This is a genomic window from Tamlana carrageenivorans, assembly GCF_002893765.1.
Classification (GTDB): domain Bacteria; phylum Bacteroidota; class Bacteroidia; order Flavobacteriales; family Flavobacteriaceae; genus Pseudotamlana; species Pseudotamlana carrageenivorans.
Genome location: NZ_CP025938.1, coordinates 2382854 through 2402271, shown reverse-complemented (window position 1 = coordinate 2402271; position 19418 = coordinate 2382854). Strand labels below are relative to the sequence as shown.

General features: G+C 34.7%; 16 protein-coding genes. 6 read left to right on the top strand and 10 right to left on the bottom strand.

The annotated features are described in order from the left end of the window. Nucleotides 1-23 precede the first annotated feature (23 nt). The 4 genes from C1A40_RS10630 to C1A40_RS10615 form a co-directional block, all read right to left on the bottom strand. Nucleotides 24-1646, bottom strand: coding sequence for an alanine/glycine:cation symporter family protein (locus tag C1A40_RS10630; RefSeq protein ID WP_102997195.1), 1623 nt, complete (start codon nt 1644-1646; stop codon nt 24-26). Nucleotides 1647-1752: 106 nt separating this feature from the next. Next, nucleotides 1753-2772, bottom strand: a complete 1020-nt coding sequence (locus tag C1A40_RS10625; RefSeq protein WP_102995885.1) for a potassium channel family protein — start codon at nt 2770-2772, stop codon at nt 1753-1755. Nucleotides 2773-2775: 3 nt separating this feature from the next. Then, nucleotides 2776-3003 (bottom strand): PspC domain-containing protein, encoded by a 228-nt coding sequence (locus C1A40_RS10620; RefSeq protein ID WP_102995884.1) that lies wholly within the window; start codon nt 3001-3003, stop codon nt 2776-2778. Between the two features lie 35 nt (nt 3004-3038). Further along, on the bottom strand, nt 3039-4310 hold the full coding sequence (locus C1A40_RS10615; RefSeq protein ID WP_102995883.1) for a DUF2851 family protein: 1272 nt from the start codon (nt 4308-4310) through the stop codon (nt 3039-3041). 190 nt (nt 4311-4500) lie between these two features. On the opposite strand from C1A40_RS10615, the gene C1A40_RS10610 reads away from it, so the two are divergent. After that, a complete protein-coding gene (locus tag C1A40_RS10610) occupies nt 4501-4896 on the top strand; it encodes a DUF2721 domain-containing protein (RefSeq protein WP_102995882.1) in 396 nt (131 codons plus the stop codon). A gap of 6 nt (nt 4897-4902) precedes the next feature. Here C1A40_RS10610 and C1A40_RS10605 read toward each other — a convergent pair whose 3' ends face one another. Next, the gene (locus tag C1A40_RS10605; protein ID WP_102995881.1) at nt 4903-6138 is read right to left on the bottom strand and encodes an ABC transporter permease; all 1236 of its coding nucleotides are present in this window, start codon (nt 6136-6138) and stop codon (nt 4903-4905) included. 8 nt (nt 6139-6146) lie between these two features. Here C1A40_RS10605 and C1A40_RS10600 point away from each other — a divergent pair, with 8 nt between their 5' ends. Further along, nucleotides 6147-7397 carry an exo-beta-N-acetylmuramidase NamZ family protein gene (locus tag C1A40_RS10600; protein WP_102995880.1) on the top strand — a complete coding sequence of 417 codons (1251 nt, stop codon included), beginning with the start codon at nt 6147-6149 and terminating at the stop codon, nt 7395-7397. A 33-nt stretch (nt 7398-7430) separates the two neighbouring features. Here the strand turns inward: C1A40_RS10600 and C1A40_RS10595 are convergent, their stop codons facing one another. Continuing rightward, the gene (locus tag C1A40_RS10595) at nt 7431-7922 is read right to left on the bottom strand and encodes a YkgJ family cysteine cluster protein (RefSeq protein WP_102995879.1); all 492 of its coding nucleotides are present in this window, start codon (nt 7920-7922) and stop codon (nt 7431-7433) included. A gap of 378 nt (nt 7923-8300) precedes the next feature. Between C1A40_RS10595 and C1A40_RS10590 the strand changes: the two genes are divergently transcribed. Continuing rightward, a complete protein-coding gene (locus C1A40_RS10590; protein ID WP_102995878.1) occupies nt 8301-8999 on the top strand; it encodes a class I SAM-dependent methyltransferase in 699 nt (232 codons plus the stop codon). A gap of 274 nt (nt 9000-9273) precedes the next feature. On the opposite strand, the gene C1A40_RS10585 is transcribed toward C1A40_RS10590, so the two are convergent. Next, on the bottom strand, nt 9274-11001 hold the full coding sequence (locus C1A40_RS10585) for a porin family protein (RefSeq protein WP_102995877.1): 1728 nt from the start codon (nt 10999-11001) through the stop codon (nt 9274-9276). Between the two features lie 27 nt (nt 11002-11028). After that, nucleotides 11029-14049, bottom strand: a complete 3021-nt coding sequence (locus tag C1A40_RS10580) for a tetratricopeptide repeat protein (RefSeq protein WP_102995876.1) — start codon at nt 14047-14049, stop codon at nt 11029-11031. A gap of 188 nt (nt 14050-14237) precedes the next feature. On the opposite strand from C1A40_RS10580, the gene C1A40_RS10575 reads away from it, so the two are divergent. Genes C1A40_RS10575 through C1A40_RS10565 form a run of 3 tightly spaced genes read left to right on the top strand, consistent with a single transcriptional unit; the run spans nt 14238 to nt 16777 of the window. Next, nucleotides 14238-14921 carry a cell division ATP-binding protein FtsE gene (locus tag C1A40_RS10575; protein ID WP_102995875.1) on the top strand — a complete coding sequence of 228 codons (684 nt, stop codon included), beginning with the start codon at nt 14238-14240 and terminating at the stop codon, nt 14919-14921. 2 nt (nt 14922-14923) lie between these two features. Beyond that, nucleotides 14924-15790 carry a glycosyltransferase family 2 protein gene (locus C1A40_RS10570; RefSeq protein WP_102995874.1) on the top strand — a complete coding sequence of 289 codons (867 nt, stop codon included), beginning with the start codon at nt 14924-14926 and terminating at the stop codon, nt 15788-15790. A 45-nt stretch (nt 15791-15835) separates the two neighbouring features. Then, nucleotides 15836-16777 carry a glycosyltransferase family 2 protein gene (locus C1A40_RS10565; protein WP_102995873.1) on the top strand — a complete coding sequence of 314 codons (942 nt, stop codon included), beginning with the start codon at nt 15836-15838 and terminating at the stop codon, nt 16775-16777. A 15-nt stretch (nt 16778-16792) separates the two neighbouring features. Here the strand turns inward: C1A40_RS10565 and C1A40_RS10560 are convergent, their stop codons facing one another. Both C1A40_RS10560 and C1A40_RS10555 read right to left on the bottom strand, forming a co-directional pair. Then, the gene (locus tag C1A40_RS10560; protein ID WP_102995872.1) at nt 16793-17875 is read right to left on the bottom strand and encodes a glycosyltransferase; all 1083 of its coding nucleotides are present in this window, start codon (nt 17873-17875) and stop codon (nt 16793-16795) included. Beyond that, nucleotides 17872-19050, bottom strand: a complete 1179-nt coding sequence (locus tag C1A40_RS10555; RefSeq protein WP_158651337.1) for a phosphoethanolamine transferase — start codon at nt 19048-19050, stop codon at nt 17872-17874. The genes C1A40_RS10560 and C1A40_RS10555 overlap by 4 nt, the downstream gene beginning before the upstream one ends. Between the last annotated feature and the right edge of the window lie 368 nt (nt 19051-19418).

Below are 19418 nucleotides of genomic sequence, written 5' to 3'. Positions count from 1 at the left end.
TAAACTATCTTATAGATTTAAGACTACATGTGTTTTGTAAGATCTTCAGCCCCATCTTCCAAGGCTTCTTTCTTCACATTTATAGCGTCCATATATTTTTCTAGCTCCTTACGGATTACTGGCGACAAGATAACCACACCAATAATATTTGGGACCACCATGGCAAAAATCATGGCATCGGAGAAATCGATAACGGCACCTAAGCTAATTGACGACCCTACAACCACAAAAAATAAGAAGAGTATTTTATATATTAAGTCGCTTAATTTTCCTTTTCCGAATAAAAACACCCAACCTTGCATACCATAATACGACCATGAAATCATGGTTGAAAACGCAAATAATATCACAGCAATGGTTAGCACGATAGAAAAGTGCGGTATCACGGTATCAAAAGCCACTGCCGTTAACTCTACACCTTCTTTAATTGGCACGCCATATTCCATAAAGCCACCATCAAAATTAGTAATAACAATCACTAAAGCGGTCATGGTACAAATAACGACAGTATCTACAAAAGGCTCTAAAAGCGCCACAATACCTTCACTAGCAGCATACTTCGTCCTAACCGCTGAGTGTGCGATAGCAGCACTACCTACACCTGCTTCATTAGAAAAGGCCCCACGTCGTATGCCCTGAATCATAACCCCTACAAGACCACCAGCAATACCTAAACCTGAAAAAGCACCATGATAAATTAAACTAAAGGCATCATCAATCAAGCTCCAGTTGGCTATTAAAATAATCAAGGAAGCAAGCACGTAAATACCAGCCATAAAAGGCACAATTTTTTCAGTTACTCGGGCAATTCTTTTTATACCTCCAATTATCACGATAGCTACAATAATAGCCATAACAAAACCAAAATACATACCGGCATCTTGGTTCTCGAAGTTAAAAAGTTTAGTGAATTGCGCTGCTGCTTGATTGGCTTGAAACATGTTTCCACCACCAAAGGATCCACCGATTACGAAAATAGCAAAAAGCACAGCAAGTACCTTACCAAAACCTTTCATACCTTTTTCTTGAAAACCTTTGGTTAAATAGTACATTGGTCCTCCATAAACAGTACCATCTTCACCAACGTCTCTATATTTAACCCCCAGAGTACATTCGGCAAACTTTGAAGCCATACCTAATAAACCAGCAAGAATCATCCAAAATGTTGCTCCAGGCCCTCCAATAGATAAGGCTACAGCAACTCCTGCAATATTACCTAAGCCCACCGTTGCTGAAAGCGCCGCAGTTAAAGCCTGAAAATGTGATACTTCACCGTGAGCACTATCGTCTCTTAAGGTTTCAAAAATATTTTCATCTTCATTAGATGTTTGATCACCATATAAAGTATCGGCGCCATGTTTTTCAATATCTTCATATTTACCTTGAACTACATTTATGGCTTTTTTAAATCCTGTGAAGTTTATAAACTTAAAATAAATGGTAAAAAAAATCGCACCACTCATTAAAACAATTAGTACCCAAGGTATTTGATAAGTTTCAGAAAATGGAATTTCATAAAAAATAGCCTCAACAAACCATCCTGTGTAGTCTTTAAAAATACGATCTACTTGTTGTGAGGTTGATTCTTGGGCAAAAATTAAAATTGGTGAGATTAATGTGAAAATTGAAAGAAGATATTTCTTCATAAGGTAGTAATTATAACTTATTTTTGTGGTTTTTTTTTTAAAAGCAAGCAAGATGGTAAAAAAAAATGGTTTTTTAAAACCACAGCTGTTAAAAATGCAATGCGCACTACATAATATTGTACACCGAATTTAATAATGCAATTTGTTCGGGGCGTCCTAAAAAAATCACTTTTGAGTTTGGAACCAATATCAAATCGGCTTCTGGATTTACAATATATTCTCCTTTTTCACTTTTGAATCCGATTACAGTACAGCCTGTTTTTCGTCGTACATCCAGTTCTTTTATACTTTTTAGGTTTTGTGTATCGTATAATTTATCAACCGGGACTTCTTCTACATTAATATCAGACTTTCCAACGATAGACAAGTTGTCGATAAACTCCATCAGCCCGGGCACCACAACTAAGGACGCCATATGGTCGCCACCAATTTTATCGGGAAGAATCACATTATTTGCTCCAGCAAACTTTAATTTATCGTAAGACGACTCGTTGGAAGCACGACTTATTATATTTATAGTACTATTTAATTGTCTTGCAGAAAGGACCACAAACAAGTTATCGGCATCATTAGGCAGTGCTGAAATAAAACTCGAAGCACGATCTACTCCTGCGGCATTTAAAACTTCGTCTTCATTGGCATTTCCAATCACATAAGGCACATCATCCATTTGGAGACGTTCCTCCATATCTTTATTTTTTTCAATAACTACAAACTGTTTTTTGTAAGCCATAAGTTTTCTTGCCGCTTGTTTACCGTTACGGCCATAACCACAAATAACAATGTGGTCATTAAAACTATCAATCATTTTTTGCATCCTCTTGTGTTTTAATTCTTCAACATCATTTTTACTTAAAATATATTCGGTAATAATGGAAAGGGCGTAACCTACAATAACAACGCTTGCTAAAATTAAAAAGATGGTGAAAATTTTAGACTCATCATCAAGCGGAACCACCTCACTAAAACCCACGGTTGTCATGGTAATAACCGACATGTACAAAGCGTCAATCCAAGTATAATCGGAGATAAAACGATACCCAAAAACGCCAATTAACAAGATAATAACAAGCAACAAAAGCGCCGTGTATATCCTAGCTCTAAAAAATCGACTTACTAAATTCATAAATTATAAATCAAAAACAGATGATCGTTTCGTATAAATCAGATCTTTAATACGCATCCAAAACGCTAGAAACAAATATAAAGCAAAGCCAAAACCTAGCGTTACGAAGGTAAGGTACATAAAAGAAGTGCGCACCACTTTAGCGCGAATTCCTAATTTATCGGCTATACGTTGGCACACGTAGTATCCACGTTTCTGAAAAAACAATAGCAATTTATAAATACTGTTCATGCCGCAATTTAATATTTCCTGCAATCCTTTAAAAGTTATTTACTTAAAAGTTGATAACCAACGGCACACTTTAAACACAAATGTTTGTCGCAATATTCGGTTTTCAGTTGAATGAGGGCTTGCGAGTCTAAGGCCGATTTTGATACGCTTTTCAAACTATTAAAAGCTTTTATAATGCTATTTTGTTCGGAAGGAATTTGGTATGCCATTACCATAATTTTAGAAGCGTTTTCATCACCACAGTGTTTGGCGTATAAAAATTTAATGGGCAAAATAGTGTTGATTAATAATAAGTTAATAAAACCTGCACTTAGTGCTTTCGCGGATGGCTGTGATGCCTTTTGAAACATATAATGGGTTTTCCAGTAATCTGAAGTTTCAACGCGAAAAATTTCATAAAATTCATTAAGGCTTGATGACGCCATAACTTTTGAAAACAAATTTTGATGTTTATGATACAAACTTGCTAACTGTGATAATCTAATCGTTGGGAAGTTTAACGGACGTAACCTAAAAAATTGAACGGGTAAAACGTGTTGGTTTTCCAAGTTGAATTTTTGTTTCAAAAACTGATATTCCCGAACCAAATTTACATGATAAGCATCTTCGACTTGATTTTCTAACAATCCTGCTTGTCCAAAAAGCAGTGCTTCTAAAGTATTTTGATGGCTTAGCGTTTTGCGTACTACCGAGAAATCTACCGACTGCCCCAAACTCATAAACGCCTCTCCGTTAACTTTAAGTCCGAAATTCATTGCTAGCATTTGAAACAACACGGCTTCCCAATCATTTTTAGAGGCTTCAAGCAACTGTGTAATGGTTTTTGATTTACGTTCCAAACGTTCAAAAAACAAGCGTTCTAGCCAATTTTCTACAATAAAATCATCAATCGCACTGAAGTCATTTTCACATTTTATCCAATGCTTTTGCTTTAAAAATAACGCTTGGTACTTGTTAATCATTTCAGGTGATACATAGTTTCTAAGTTGCATGGTAGGAATGCAAGTATTGTCCTTTCTAAAAATATCGGTATCGTGTTCCCAAACCACATGGAGAATCACATTATCATAAACAGGATCCTGTTCGTGGTTATGCACATACCAATCGGATGATTTTACATGTACCTCCACATTGCCTGCCCAAACCTGTTCGTCAATTTTCAGTTTAGCATTAAAAAAATCTGGTCCAGAATTGAAATTATGGGTCCCAACTGAGGAGATTATCACAGGTAAACCTTGGATGGTTTTCAATTGTGTGATTTGGAATTTTTTATACTTCCATATGTAGTGTAGAAAATCTTCATTCATTCAATAAATATAAAAATTCCTACAAAACTAAAATGATTTATTTTTATGAATATGAAATTATCATACAGACATCTAAACTAACCCAACTATAAGTGGTTAACTTGAAGACACCACTTAACAAAGTTCGCGAACTTATTTATGCAATTCAGTTAAAAACGAAGTAGGTTTAGTAAATTTGCAAAAAAAAATTATGCACGGACTTGATTTATCTACACCTGCGCTATTATTTTCGGCGATTTCCTTAATTATGTTGGCATACACCAACCGTTTTTTAGCCTATGCATCGGTGGTTAGAGATTTACATGACAAATACCTTAAAAACCCCGACCAACGTTATATCAAACAAATTGAAAACATAAAAAAACGCCTTTATCTAACACGCGCTATGCAAATTGCAGGTATTTCTAGTTTATTATTATGCGTGCTTACCATGTTCTTAATATACATCGAGCAAGGCACACTCGCTGTATGGGTGTTCGGGTTTGCATTAGTTTTGCTTATTGTTTCCTTAGGCTTATTAATTATGGAAATTCAGATTTCGGTAAAAGCCTTAGAGCATCATATATCTGATATTGAAAACAGCTAACAAATTTTACTGAAAGCGCATCGCCTTTACCGGTGATATTTTGGTAATGATATAAGATGGCAAAAGCAGCATAAGTAAGCATAACACCAGTGTTCCTATATTTAAAACAACAATATAACCTAAACTAATGTAAACAGGAGCTTCTGTAACATAGTATACGCTTGGGTCTAGATGCAAAAGCTTCAAATATTTTTGAGCCAAAAGGAGTCCGAGTCCAATAACATTGCCCCAAAACAAGCCCAAAAGAATTAAATAGGACGCATTATATAAAAACAATTTACGCACACTCCAATTGTTGCTTCCTAATGCTTTTAAAAGCCCTATCATTTGAGTACGTTCAAGAATTAAAACCAACAACGCTGTAATCATGTTAATACCAGCGATTAATATCATGATACCAATAATACCATAAATATTTTTATCAAATATTTTTATCCATTCAAATACTGAATAATAACGATCTTTAATACTTTCTGTATTTAAAGTAGACGGGGTGTTTTCATAAATTTCGCGAGCCTTATCATCTAATTGATTATAATCATCCAAAAAGACTTCAAAATTTCCTATCTGATCTTTTTTCCATCGGTTTATACGCTGAATGTGTCTTAAATCTCCAAAAATATATTGAGCATCCAACTCCTGAAATCCAGAATTATATACACCAACAATATTAAACGTGATGATATTAGGCAGCTTTTCTGAGTCTTCTTTAGCAAAAACCATTTGCATTTTATCGCCCACTTTAAAATGAAGTCGGTTGGCTAAGAACGACGAAATTAAAATATCCTCATTACGTTTCTGAGTATAATCGGGCAAGCGTCCTTCAACTAGAAATTCACTAAAATAACGCCAATCGTAATCAGCACCAACGCCTTTTAAAAAAGCGGCTTCAAAATCCTTTTCGGTACGAATCACACCAAATTTAGACGCTACAGCTTGGATATGCTTTACCCCTTCCACCGACTTAAACTCTGGATAAAAATCGGTATTCGTAGAAATAGGATGCAAACTTTCATGAGAATGATTGCTGTCAAAATTAGAAATAGTAACATGCCCGTTAAAAGCCACCACCTTATCACGTATTTTTTGCTGCAAACCAATTCCTGTAGCAATAGCAATCATCATAACGATAATACCAATAGCAATTGCAGCAATACCAATTTTTATTATTGGCGCCGAAACGCTACTTTTATACGCTTTACTACCAATAATACGTTTAGCTAAAAAAAATTCGTAATTCAATTTATATCATGAAGTTTAATATTTTCAAAAATACAGTTTTATTATTTGTTTTAGCAATCATTTCTTGCGCGTCTAAGGCAAAAAATAAAAATATTGAAAATTTAGTCCTTACAAATACCCTAGTTGACACCACACTAAAAACTTCTAAGGAGACTAAAATAATAGTTGGCGCCAATCAAACCGAAAGCTACCTGCCTCTATTAGAGAAAAAAAACATCGGTATTGTAGCTAATCAAACTTCGGTAATATTCAAAAAGAATGACACGTATACTCATCTCGTAGATTCGTTGTTCACTTTAGAAATTCATATTAAAAAAGTTTTTGCTCCAGAACATGGCTTTAGAGGGCAAGCTGATGCTGGTGAAGTGGTAAAAGATGGCATCGACACCAAAACGAACCTACCTATAGTTTCCCTTTACGGAAAAAACAAAAAACCTTCGGCCCAACAACTTAAAGGTTTAGACCTCGTGATTTTTGACATTCAAGATGTTGGAACCCGTTTTTATACCTACATTTCTTCTTTACATTATGTTATGGAAGCCTGTGCCGAACAACATATCCCTATGCTTATTTTAGACCGTCCAAACCCCAACGGAAGGTATATTGACGGACCTATTTTAGAAAAAAAGAATACCAGTTTTGTTGGCATGCACCCCATTCCCGTAGTTCACGGCATGACCATTGGTGAATACGCTAAAATGATAAATGGCGAAAAATGGTTAGCTGGCGAAGTTAATTGTGAACTCACTGTAATTCCTGTTAAAAATTACAACCGCGAGTTAAACTACAGCCTCCCTATAAAACCGAGTCCGAATTTACCCAATGACCAATCCATAAACTTATATCCTAGTTTGTGCTTTTTTGAAGGCACTAATGTGAATGCCGGTCGTGGCACCAATAAGCAATTTCAATTATTTGGGAGTCCGTTTTTAAACCCATCGGTTTTTAGCTATCAATATACCCCGATAGCCAATGAAGGCGCGAAATATCCAAAACATCAAAATAAATTATGCTACGGCAAGGATTTATCTGAAGAAAAACAACTGGAGCACCTGAACCTTTCATGGCTTATTGAAGCTTATCAAAACACAAAAAACAAAGCAGATTTTTTCAATAACTTTTTCATCAAATTATCTGGTACTTCAAAATTACAAGAGCAAATTGAATCTGGCGTAAGTGCGGAAGCTATCAAAACTATTTGGCAAAGTGACTTGGAAGCTTTTAGAAAAACACGTGAAAAATATTTGATATATAAATAGATGCCTTCGTAGTGAACATCTATGTATTTAGATTCAACCAATTCGTTTTTTCATGGCCTCAACGATATTAAAAGCTGCGGGACAAATGCTCACATTTTTTAATGTTAGGTTTGAAATTTGTTGAAACTTTTTTCTGTCGGTATGCGGAAATTCACGACAAGCTTTAGGTCGCACATCGTAAATAGAACAGTAGTTATCGGCTCCCAAAAATGTACAAGGCACGCTTTGCAAAACGTAATCATTCTCCTCGTCGATGCGTAAATATTGATCTATAAATTGCTGGGGTTTCAATCTAAAAGATTTAGCTATGCGCTCAATATCTTTATCGGTAAAGAGCGGCCCCGTAGTTTTACAGCAGTTGGCACATTCTAAACAATCGGTTTTTTCAAAGGCATCTTCATGCAACTCCTGCATGATATAGTCTAAATTTTTAGGCGGTTTCTTTTTAAGCTTGGCGAAGAATTTTTTATTCTCGTTATGCTTATCTTTGGCCTGCTTTGAAAGGTTGTTTATAATGTCCTGCATGGTGCAAAAATAATCCTTTTGATGATTAGATGAAATATTACACCGAGTTTCACAGTGAATTTCACGGAGAAACACGGCGTTCTGATGTTAAGTTGGTATTTTTAGCTCTGTGCATCTCAGTGCGCCTCTGCGTAGCTCAGTGTGAAAACAAGAGTTTTTTAGGATAAATTTGTATTGAAAATTTGTATTACAAAAATGAAAATATTACACAGAGGTTCTCAGAGAATTACACAAAGAAACACAGAGTTCTGATGTTAAGATGATATTTTTAACTCTGTGCGTCTCTGTGTGACTCAGTGTGAAAGAAAAAATATATTAGTCATTACATCGATGAAAAGATTTTCGCTTTCGCGGAAATAAAAAAAAGAAAATTACTTTATGAAAGACCTTTTCGGAAAAGCTTTATTAGACTACCAAAACGGGAACTACACCGAAGACCTCATGACCTCAACTCATATTTCTGATGAGGACAGTTTACCACTACCCTATTTATTCCGCGATTTTAAGAGCATGCCCAAACTGGAACAAGAAGCTTTAAAACTAAGCAAAGGCGAGATTTTAGACGTTGGCTGCGGTGCTGGAAGTCATAGTTTATATTTACAAAACAAAGGATTAAAGGTTAAAGCTATTGATGTTTCACAAGGTGCTATAGAAGTCTCTAAATTACGAGGTGTGACGCATACCGAAAACAAGGGGCTTTTAGAGGAAACTGAACAATTCGATACCATTTTATTACTTATGAATGGCACGGGGATTTTTCAAGAAACCGCTAAAATTTCACAATACTTACAGCATTTAAAAAGTCTTTTAACGGCAAACGGACAAATTCTTATCGATTCTTCCGACATAAAATACATGTATGAAGATGAAGATGGCGGTTTTTGGATGGATATGAATGCCGGTTATTACGGCGAACTCGACTATTTCCTTTCATATAAAAATGAAAAAGAAACCCCAATGAAGTGGTTGTATCTCGATTTTGACACCTTAAAATTAGCTTGTGATACGGTAGATCTAAAATGCGAACTGGTTCTTGAAGGTGAACATTATGATTATTTAGCGCGCCTAACTTTGTAACCTTATAACTAACTTCTCGACTCCGCTCGAAGACCGTGGATACAAGCTTTAAGAAACTCTGAATCTTCTAAAAACAGATTCTTCAGTTGTACCTCCATCTGAACGACGCCACCTTTTTAACGCTGTAACCTTATAACTTTGTAACTTAACTTCTCGACTCCGCTCGAAGACCGTAGGCACAAACTCTGTGAAGCTCGGCGTAACAACTTCAGAACTTCACAACTTTAAAACTTTGAGCCTTTGTAACTCTATAACATCATAACTTTACAACCTCTTATATCCCAAACTTATACGTAGCACCCCCAAGAATTTGCAATCCTTGAACCTGGTAGGTCTGCCATCTATCGTAACTATTATTCATTAGGTTATTGGCTTTTATAAAAATGGTTAATTGGTCGTTTACGTGATAACCACCATGAATATTAACATCTAAATACCCCTCTACATCAACGGTTTGCTCGTCGGGATCTGAATCTAAACTTCGAGCATCTTTACGTTGTCCCATAAAGAACATATTTAGCCCAGCGAACCAATGCTCATCAATTTGATAATCTGCAAATAGAGATCCGCTTAAATTAGGTAAATTCCAAGCTTCAGCTTCAGAATCGGAATCATAAAGAAAATAATCGGCTTTCACACCTAACTTCACGTTGTCATGCACCACAGCATCCAATGCTCCTGAAAGTCCGAAACTCGTCACATCGTCATAAACCACACCAAAGGAATTTCCGTATTCATAATCATATACCCCCGAAATATCTTTAATACGGTTGGCTTTAAATAGCGCTTTGTTTTTATCTGAAATATAGTGCCCGCTAACATCATAATTTACATTATTAGATAACTTCCCCTTTAAACCCACAAAAGCATTATAGGCCTGATTGGTTGGTGTGATTGCTAATGTAGGCGAGACAAACGGATTTTCGTTAGCAAAATCGCGATACGTATTCTGGTTTAAACCACCTGTAACACCTCCATAAGCCACTAACAACTGATTTACGATACCATAGGACGCTAAAATATTAGGATAAAAATAGAATTTACTCTCACTATTTTGCATATCATTAAAATAAGTAACCGCCACGCCAAGATTGAAAGTAAAATCAGATTCCTTAAGTTCAAAAGTAGGTGTTGCTGTCACTTGAAAATTACTAAATTCATACACTTCGTCAATATCATACGATCTATCAAAATCACCGCTTAAATAATCGAATTTAAAAGGAATAGAAATTTCAGAATAGTTAATAGGAATATCGGCTTGTCCTTCTATAATGGCACGACTTTCAGAAGAGCCCTGATTATCAAAAAAGCGTCTTAAAGTCACATTCGTTTTATTAAAATAAGAATCTTCAAAAGTCACATGACCGCCAAGGTTGGCATCATAAAAAGAGTGTCCCACATCTAAGTAATATACCAAAACCTTATCACTTGCAATAGGCTCTGGGATACCGTACCAGTTATAAAACTGATGCTGAAATCCACCAGTAATACCCCATGTTAAATCTCTTGATTGAGAATTGTAATGCAAATTAATTTTAGAATTTGAAAAACTGCTTGGTACGACCGCGTCATCAATACCGCCGTTGGATGAGTGATGACTTAAATAGCCTCCAGCACTTTCATAACGACTAATCATATGATTCACGTAAGCCTCTGCCAAAACGGTTCTATAATTCCCACCGCCTAACGAGGCATAATTATCGTATAATTTGGTTCGTTTTTTTCGTTGTAGCAAAGTCGCGTTTGCTTTTGAAGGGGTGAAGGTTGAGGCCACCGGAATTGAAAAAATATTGTACTGAATCTCCTTTTTGGTATCGGTAGTTTCATCTTCAAGTCTCGGTGTTTCTTTTACTTTAAAAGCATCAGAAATTGTAGGCACGTAAGGCTTAACAACATCAATCACTCCGGTTTGTATCGTATCGTTTTCTTTTCGTTGAGAAAAACCAACTGTAATGCTTAATAAGAAAACAACTGAAAATATATTTTTTATGTGCTTGCGCATTGGTATCGTTTTACTTTTATAAATAAATTAATCTTCTGAATGAATTGAGGCATTCGTTTTAGCTTCTTCTTCCTTAACTTTTGCTAATTCTTCTGAAGCTTCTATAACAACATCATCAAACTCTGAAAAGTTTTGAATAACACTTTCTAGAATGTAAGTGGCTTGAAAAGCATCCTTTAAGGCATAAAAATTCTTAGCCATAAGCACTAATCCTTTGGCGCTATAATATTTATATCCTGAAAAATCTTTAGCTAATTTTTGAACGGTTTCATTCGAAGCTTCAAATTCACCTTCTGCATTTTTAAAATACGCGTTATAGTATAAAGCTTCAGCAGCCGTTTCGCCTGTGGCTACTTTTTCAACTTTTTGATATGCTGTTTTAGCTTTAGCTTTATCACCTGTTTTCATTGCCGAACGTGCAATAATAATATGCGCATCACTCTGAATTTTAGTATCGGCTTTAGAATTTGCCAATACTTTCTCTGCATAGGCCACAGCTTTCTTATAATCGGCCATTTGATAATAGGCTTTCATCAAATTAGATTGAGCAAAAATAACATTATGTTGGAATCGCGCTTCTCCTTCTAACCTCAATAACAAAGGTGTAGCACCATTCCAATTTTTATTATTTAAATGATATTGCGCGAGCTTGCTTAAGGCTTCTTCGGTAAACTGACTAGGAGCCGCGTCTACAACATATTTATAATGTCCTGAAGCATTGTCTAGTAAATTTTGTTTGTAGTACAATTGCGCCACATAAAAGTGAGCGTTTAAGGCATTTAGCCCTTTCGGGAATTGGGCCAAATAGCCATTAAATTGTTTTATAGCCTTTTCGGTATTATTGTCTAAATATTGTTTTTCGGCGGCTTCATAAGTAGCATTATCCAAATCGACATCGGTAACCTCTACATAATCTAGGGTTTTCACCCATGTCGCGTATTGGTCAACTTCACCCATATCAATATAAATTAAACGAGCGGTCGAAACGGCTTGTACAGCCTCTGGACTACCAGGATATTCGCTAGCTACCTTTTTAAATTTTGTAAGTGCCTTGGTATTATCACTAGCATTGTAATATACTAAACCTTGACGCAGTAAAGCCTTAGGCACGAAAGAACTCATTTTATACTCGGTACTTAAGGCGTTATAAGACCCCATGGCTTTATCGACTTGGTTTTCTTTAACATAAGAATTGCCTAACTCGTACATGGCATCATCGCGGAGTTTAGACTTCGGATAATCCTTTATAAACCGATCTAAAGCTTGAATCTTTTTAGAGGCATTCCCCATATACCCGATACTCATGGCTCGCTGAAATGCTGGGTAATCGGAGCCTACTTCATCAATTGAAATCGCCTTGTCATAAGCAGAAATCGCTTTATCGTAGGATGTAGACACGAAATACGCATCACCCAAACGTAAATACGCATCGTTGAGTCGCGCGTTATCACGACTAGTTCCAGAAACGAAACGTTTAAAATATTCGGCCGACTGTTCGTATTTCTTCAACTTAAAATACGTGTAAGCCATATTGTAATCTAAATTATCAACTTCAGGAATATCTAAATCTGCTGCCTGCTGTTCAAATTGTTTAAAACTGATGAGCGCATCATCATAATTAGTCAGGTTATAATCCGATTCAGCCTTCCAAAACGTAGCTCTTGCAGTGTATTTAGGTTCTCTAGGTTCAGACAAAGAGTTTTCAAACATTTCCTTAGCCGCGTTAAATTGGCCTTCGTCAAACAATTCTAAACCGCGGTAAAAAGCCACTTTTTGGTAAGCCACTTTGCTTTCAAAACTATTTTTACTTTTCAACAGTTTTAAAGCTTCTTTGTAATTTTTAGAGGTGATGTATGAATCGACTAAAAGGGATTCAATTTCTGCAGTATGAGTTGATTTTGGATATTTTTTCAAATAGCCCGTTAAAACCTGCGGAGCCGACTCGTAGGGATTCCCGATTTCATAACTGATTTTAGCATAATTCAACCAAGCATCTTCCTGAATTTTCGAATCGAAAGTCATATACGAAGCCGTTCTAAAAGCATTTAGAGCCTCTTGTTTTTTATCTAAATGAATATAACTTTCTCCTAAATGGTAATAAGCATTTTGTGTAATGGGGTTATTACCATCAACAATTTTATTAAATTCGGAAACTGCATTGGCATAATCCTTTTTCATGTAGTAGGCATAGCCTAGTTGGTAAAAATCGGTGTTAGTCCACTTCCCTTTTTTACCCGCGTAAGCCTTTAAATACGGAATAGCTTCGTCGTATTTTTTTAAGTTAAAATAACTTTCGCCTATAATTTTAGATAGTTCCGACACTTCTTCTGGCGTACTGGTATCCATACGCGCTTTAGCCATTTGAATGGCTTTTTCGAAATTACCAAGCTTAAAATTTAAATCGGCCTGATAATATGTCATCTTTTCTTTGTAACGTTCTTGATTACTTACCTGATCGAAATAAGCGGTAGCTTCGTCGTAATCGTCGCCTTGATAAGCCATATGCCCAATATAGTATTTGGCTTGTGAGCCATACTCTTGAGAATTTTCAACTTTGTTAAAATACTTTTTAGCATCATCGTATTGCTTAGTTAAAAACGCGGTGTACCCTTGATTAAAATAAACACGTTCTTGATCGGCGTAACTTAAAGCGTCCTCATCAACTTTGGCATACCATTTTCTGGCATAGGCATATTTGGCGTTATCGAAGTAATAATTGGCCACATCAACATAAGCGTTGTTGCGTTTACTACTTGTAGGATAGTCTTCTACAAAATTTTCGACCATTTGCTCGGCCTGCTGTTGATTTAATCTAATGGCACAATTAGCCGCGTAATACGCGCAATCGGCTTCCACATTTAACTCATTGGTGGTTTCCTGAACTTCTTGAAAAAGCGCCTGTGCTGCTCCATATACTTGATTATTGTATAACGAAACGGCTTTTTGGTAGTCTGCCAAAGGGTTCGTGTAGGTAGCAGATTCTTGCGCTATTATTTGTAAACTAAAAGGTATTGCCATTAAAAGGGCTACCATATTTTTTTTAGTCATTAATAATTTGGTTTTAATTTAAACTCAAAGATATTTAATACAGCATTTATAACGCAACAATCTGCGTATAATTATAAACCGATTTATTAAATGATTTAATTTATTAGAAACAAACAATCGGATTACAGGTTTTACAGTTTCACTTTTAAGTTATACATTTACGACACTAAAAACAATCATGCTATTTCATGTCTAATCCCATTTTACAATTAAAGGACGCCTCTATTTACCAGGGCGGAAACCTCATTCTTTCTGATGTTAATGTTGAAGTTAACAAAGGTGATTTTGTGTACTTAATTGGGAAAACAGGAACAGGAAAAAGTAGTTTTATGAAAACCCTTTATGGCGATTTACCTTTAACAAAAGGTGAGGGACATATTGTGGATTTCGATTTAAAAACCCTAAAAGAAAAAGAGATTCCGTTTTTACGACGAAAGTTAGGTGTTGTTTTCCAGGATTTTAAACTGCTTACCGACAGAACGATAAACGACAATCTTACCTTTGTTTTAAAAGCCACAGGATGGAAAGACAAAAAAGAAATGGCTGCCCGTGTCGAGGAAGTTTTAACCAAAGTAGACATGAAAACCAAGGGCTTCAAATTCCCGCATGAGCTCTCTGGCGGCGAACAACAACGTGTGGCTATAGCTAGAGCTTTGCTAAACAGTCCGGAGCTTATTCTGGCCGACGAGCCTACAGGAAATTTAGATCCGCAAACCAGTATTGAAGTGATGGAAGTGCTTCAAGATATTAGCAAAAATGGTAATACCATTTTAATGGCCACTCACGATTATGCCTTGCTACTAAAATACCCGAGTAAAACTTTAAAGTGTGAAGATAATGCCATTTTTGAGGTGGTGCAGCGTAAAGGGTAATCATGCTTTCGGTACTAATTCCCACATATAGCATTAATATAATACCGCTAGTAAAGGGTCTTTCTAACCAATGTCATACAGCAGGAATCACCTATGAAATTATAGCCTTTGATGACGGCTCTAATTCTGAAACGAATCACATTAACACAGCCATCAACAGCATTCCAAACTGTATTTTTAAAGCTTTTCCAACCAATATAGGCAGAAGTGCCATTAGAAATAAACTTGCAGAAAATGCACGTTACGATCTCCTCCTTTTTATTGATGCAGGCACTCAAGTTGATCGAGTAGATTTCATAAAAAACTATTTAAAAATCAAAGACAAGGCAGTGGTCTGTGGTGGTATGGCAGCAAGTGAAATAGCTGCAAAAAAACCATATAAACTACGATGGCTTTTCACAAAAAAAAGAGAGTATAAAACACTTTGCTCCTCTAACTTTCTCTTAAAAAAGTCTGTTTTTTTCGAGAATCCTTTTGATGAATCTTTAACCCAATATGGATATGAAGACGTGCTGTTTTTCGAAACTCTCATGAATAAAGGTATTAAACCTTATTTTTTAAAAAACCCAGTGATACATCATGCCGAAGATGATGCTAAAACGTTTATCATAAAAACAGAACTGGCATTACAAAATTTAGACTTTTTGATTCAAGAAAAAAAGCTTAATCCTAATAAACAAAAAATTCCAAAACTACATAAAAAGCTGAAGCAATTGGGAGCTACAAACTTGGTGAGTTCTCTCTGGAAACTCTCTAAACCATTACTTTTATTAAATTTCAACTCCAATTACGCCTCTTTATTTTTATTTGATTTTTACCGTATAGGCTATTACTGTAGAATAAAAAAAAATCAGGATATCACCTACTAAAACCATATATTGCCTCACGAAACACTATAATGTTTAATTTTTAAAATGCTAACTAAACCATTCTTTTCCGTAGTAATTCCGCTTTATAATAAGGAAAAATATATTGAAGCTACATTATTAAGTGTTTTAAATCAGACTTTTAAAAATTTTGAGATCATCATAATAAATGATGGATCACAAGATAATAGCATAGCCATTGTACAAGCTCTTAATGACCCAAGAATTAAACTTTGCTCAATAGAAAATCAAGGCGTATCGTTTGCAAGAAACCTAGGAATCAAAAATGCTAGGTCTAATTATATTGCACTATTAGACGCTGACGACCAATGGTACCCCTATCATTTACAAACCATGCATGATTTAATTGTAGATTTTCCAAATAAAGGTTTGTATTGCAGTCGTTACGAGTTCGTGTTTAAAAATATAATTTCAAAAAAATCGAAATTAAAAGATATCCCTGATTTATATAGAGGTCCCATTACCGATTTTTTTAGTTCAAACCTTTTTGATCCTATTATTCACACATCTGCTACGGTTATTCCTAAGCATATTTTTAGCGAGGTTAATTTCTTTGACACGAATTTAAAATCTGGGCAAGACACCTATTTATGGATTCAAATCGCCTTAAAACACGATGTTGTCATTAGTAATGCCATTAGTTCCAAATTTATTAAATATGCCAACAGTCTTTCTAAAAGTCAACACACAAAAGGCCGTATATTCATTTTAGATAAGTTTAAAAAGCAAGAAGAAAACAACAGTGCATTCCACAAGTACATGGATATGAATCGATATGCCATAGCATTAGATTATAAAATACACAATCAGCAAGCTTTGAGCCATTCCATATACAAAGCTATCAATAAAAAAAATCTAAACTCGAAACAAAAATGGCTGTATGGATTACCATCTCTTTTTATAAAACATTTATACAAACTAAAAAACAGCTTGGACCATATAGGCGTATTTTTCCATCTTTACAGATAAGTTTTCTTTAAAGAGCTATTTTAACAACGCTTTCCATTTTTTTGCGATATGCTCAATGTCAAATTTTTGCACACTAGGTATCGCTTGGCTTTTAAACTCTTGAACCAATTCGGTGTTAAACACCATGGTTCTTAAAGCCTGAGAAACTTCCTTTTCATCGTACGACTTTAATAAGATACCATTAACACCATCATCAATAATGTCAGAAGGGCCAGTCAAGCAATCTATGGCGAATACAGGGGTACCAACAGCCAAAGACTCTATCAAAACCAAACCAAACCCTTCATATAAGCTAGTTAAAACAGTACATAAGGCATTTTTCATATAGATATAAGGGTTTGTTTTAAAGGATTCAAAAATCACTTCATCATCTAAACTTAATTTTTTTACAAGCTTTTCATAAATCGGCTTATCTAATCCATCTCCCAACAGCATCAATTTAACACCCTTTTTAAAAATTTCTGATTTCGCGTATGCCTGAATCAGCAGACTTAAGTTTTTGCAATGCTCTTCCAATCTGCCACAAAATAAAATATAGGGAAAATTAATATTTAAACTAGCCGTTCCCTTTTCTTTTAAATCATTTAAATCCACTGCATTTTCAATACAAACCACCTCTTGTTTCAAATGAATATCGTTTACTAAGGCTTGCAAATTTTTATTTACGGCAACTATTTTATAGGCATTGTTTAATAACCATTTTTTCAATTTAGGCTGTGCTGCAACTTCCTTGATATATGAAAAACTATGAATAACATAAATAACTTTAAATCCTCTATATGCATATTTACACAAAGCAACTTCGTTAAGAATACTGTTGGTACGCATTCGATTATCTATGATAAAATCAAATTGGTTATTTAAAAGGTATTTCCTTAAAATTCTGGTGCGTTCAATTTTATCTAAAAAGGTGTTTTTACTATCATCTTTAAATTGCCCAAGATTAAACAACTTCCCGTTATAATTATAACTCACATGATTACTAATGGGGACTATGGAAACATCATATCCCAAATTAGAGAGCATAATAGATTGCATGGCGGCCGATTTACCAGCGCCTCCTATGCCTAATGATGGTGTTATAATACAGATTTTCATCTACCGATTTCTCTAATTAACAACGAGTCGTAGTCCTTATCATTTAAAATAATACGTTTTCTTTGTAAAAATTTAGAACTAAATATACTTCGCTCTAAACTCACATGTTCATCTTGAATATCGCATAAATCAGCAATACTATGAAATAAATCGTCTGTCATATAAGCTCTTTCTAAACTTATATCAACAGCATTATTCCTCATGAATTTTTCTGATTGCCAAAATAAAAAAGGAATTTGAAACATGGGCAAAGTTCCAACTTCGTCGTTGTGGCCAGAAAAATCTATTGTTCTAAAAACTTCTTCTCCATGATCTGAAAAATAAATTACACAACTCTCCTTATTACTATCTTTTACTTTATTTATTATAGTACTTACAATGTAATCGTTATACAAAATACTATTATCATATGAATTAATAATTTCTTGATTCTTGGGGCTATCAAAAGGAGAATAGGAGGTTGTACCTTTAAAAACCTGATAGGTATCTGGATATCTATTTTTGTAGAAAAAATGCGTACCCTGTAAATGTATAAATAACACCTGATTTTCATTTTTTTTATGAATTACGTTATCAATTGTATTAAAAACGACTTCATCAAATAAATGCATTTCTTCTGTGTTGCCAGTGTTTAAATAAAATTTATGCTTGGCAGAATAAACCACTTTAGTAATTGCAGTTTCTGCAAACCCCACAGGCTCTTGGTTTGACACCCAATAGGTCTCATAACTATTAGCATTTAAGAGTTGTATGATTGCTCCTTGCTGTTTATCCTTATGGTCTTCGTAATGATCTAAGCTTAGTACTTTACAAAGTGACGCTGTTGTTCCTGCATGAGGACTAATAACATCTTTATATACATTTAAATTATTAATTTGATTCAATAAAGGATTTGTATTATTCTCATAACCGTATAAAGACATGTTATTACTAGTAGTTGATTCACCGATAATAACTACAATCAGCTTATCTCGGGAAACTTCTGGTTTATTTGTCTCTTTAAAAATACCGTACTCCTCTTTATAAACCCCCAGATCATAAACTTTCGACTCAAAGTAAACGACATAAAAAGACTTTAATAATAGATAAGGTAAATTTTGATGTCGTAAAGATGTAAACCGCAGTAACAGAAGTAAAATTATTAGACTGGTTATAATTCCCCATCTTTTAGACAAAAACGGAACACTAAATTTTAACTTGAATGTGTTTATAAAAAACACCATTAAGCAATTAAAAAAAAGTATTAAAAAATACACGAGCAAATAGTTATCGAAATAAAAATATAAAAACTCGTTAGTTTCAATGTAATTGGATTCAAAAAATATAAAAATAGCCGATGGCGTTAAGTTTATATTAAAGATATAGTAATAGAATGTTTCAATAAAAACAAAAAAGAAAAGAAACACAAAGCTATTTTTAAAAATGTACTATGCCATTTCTCGCGAATTAACACCTTTATTAACAATAGCAACATTAATCCAAAAATGACATTTTCAATAAGGTTAAAAACGCGTTCTGTATGAAACTCAATGAATAGAATTTC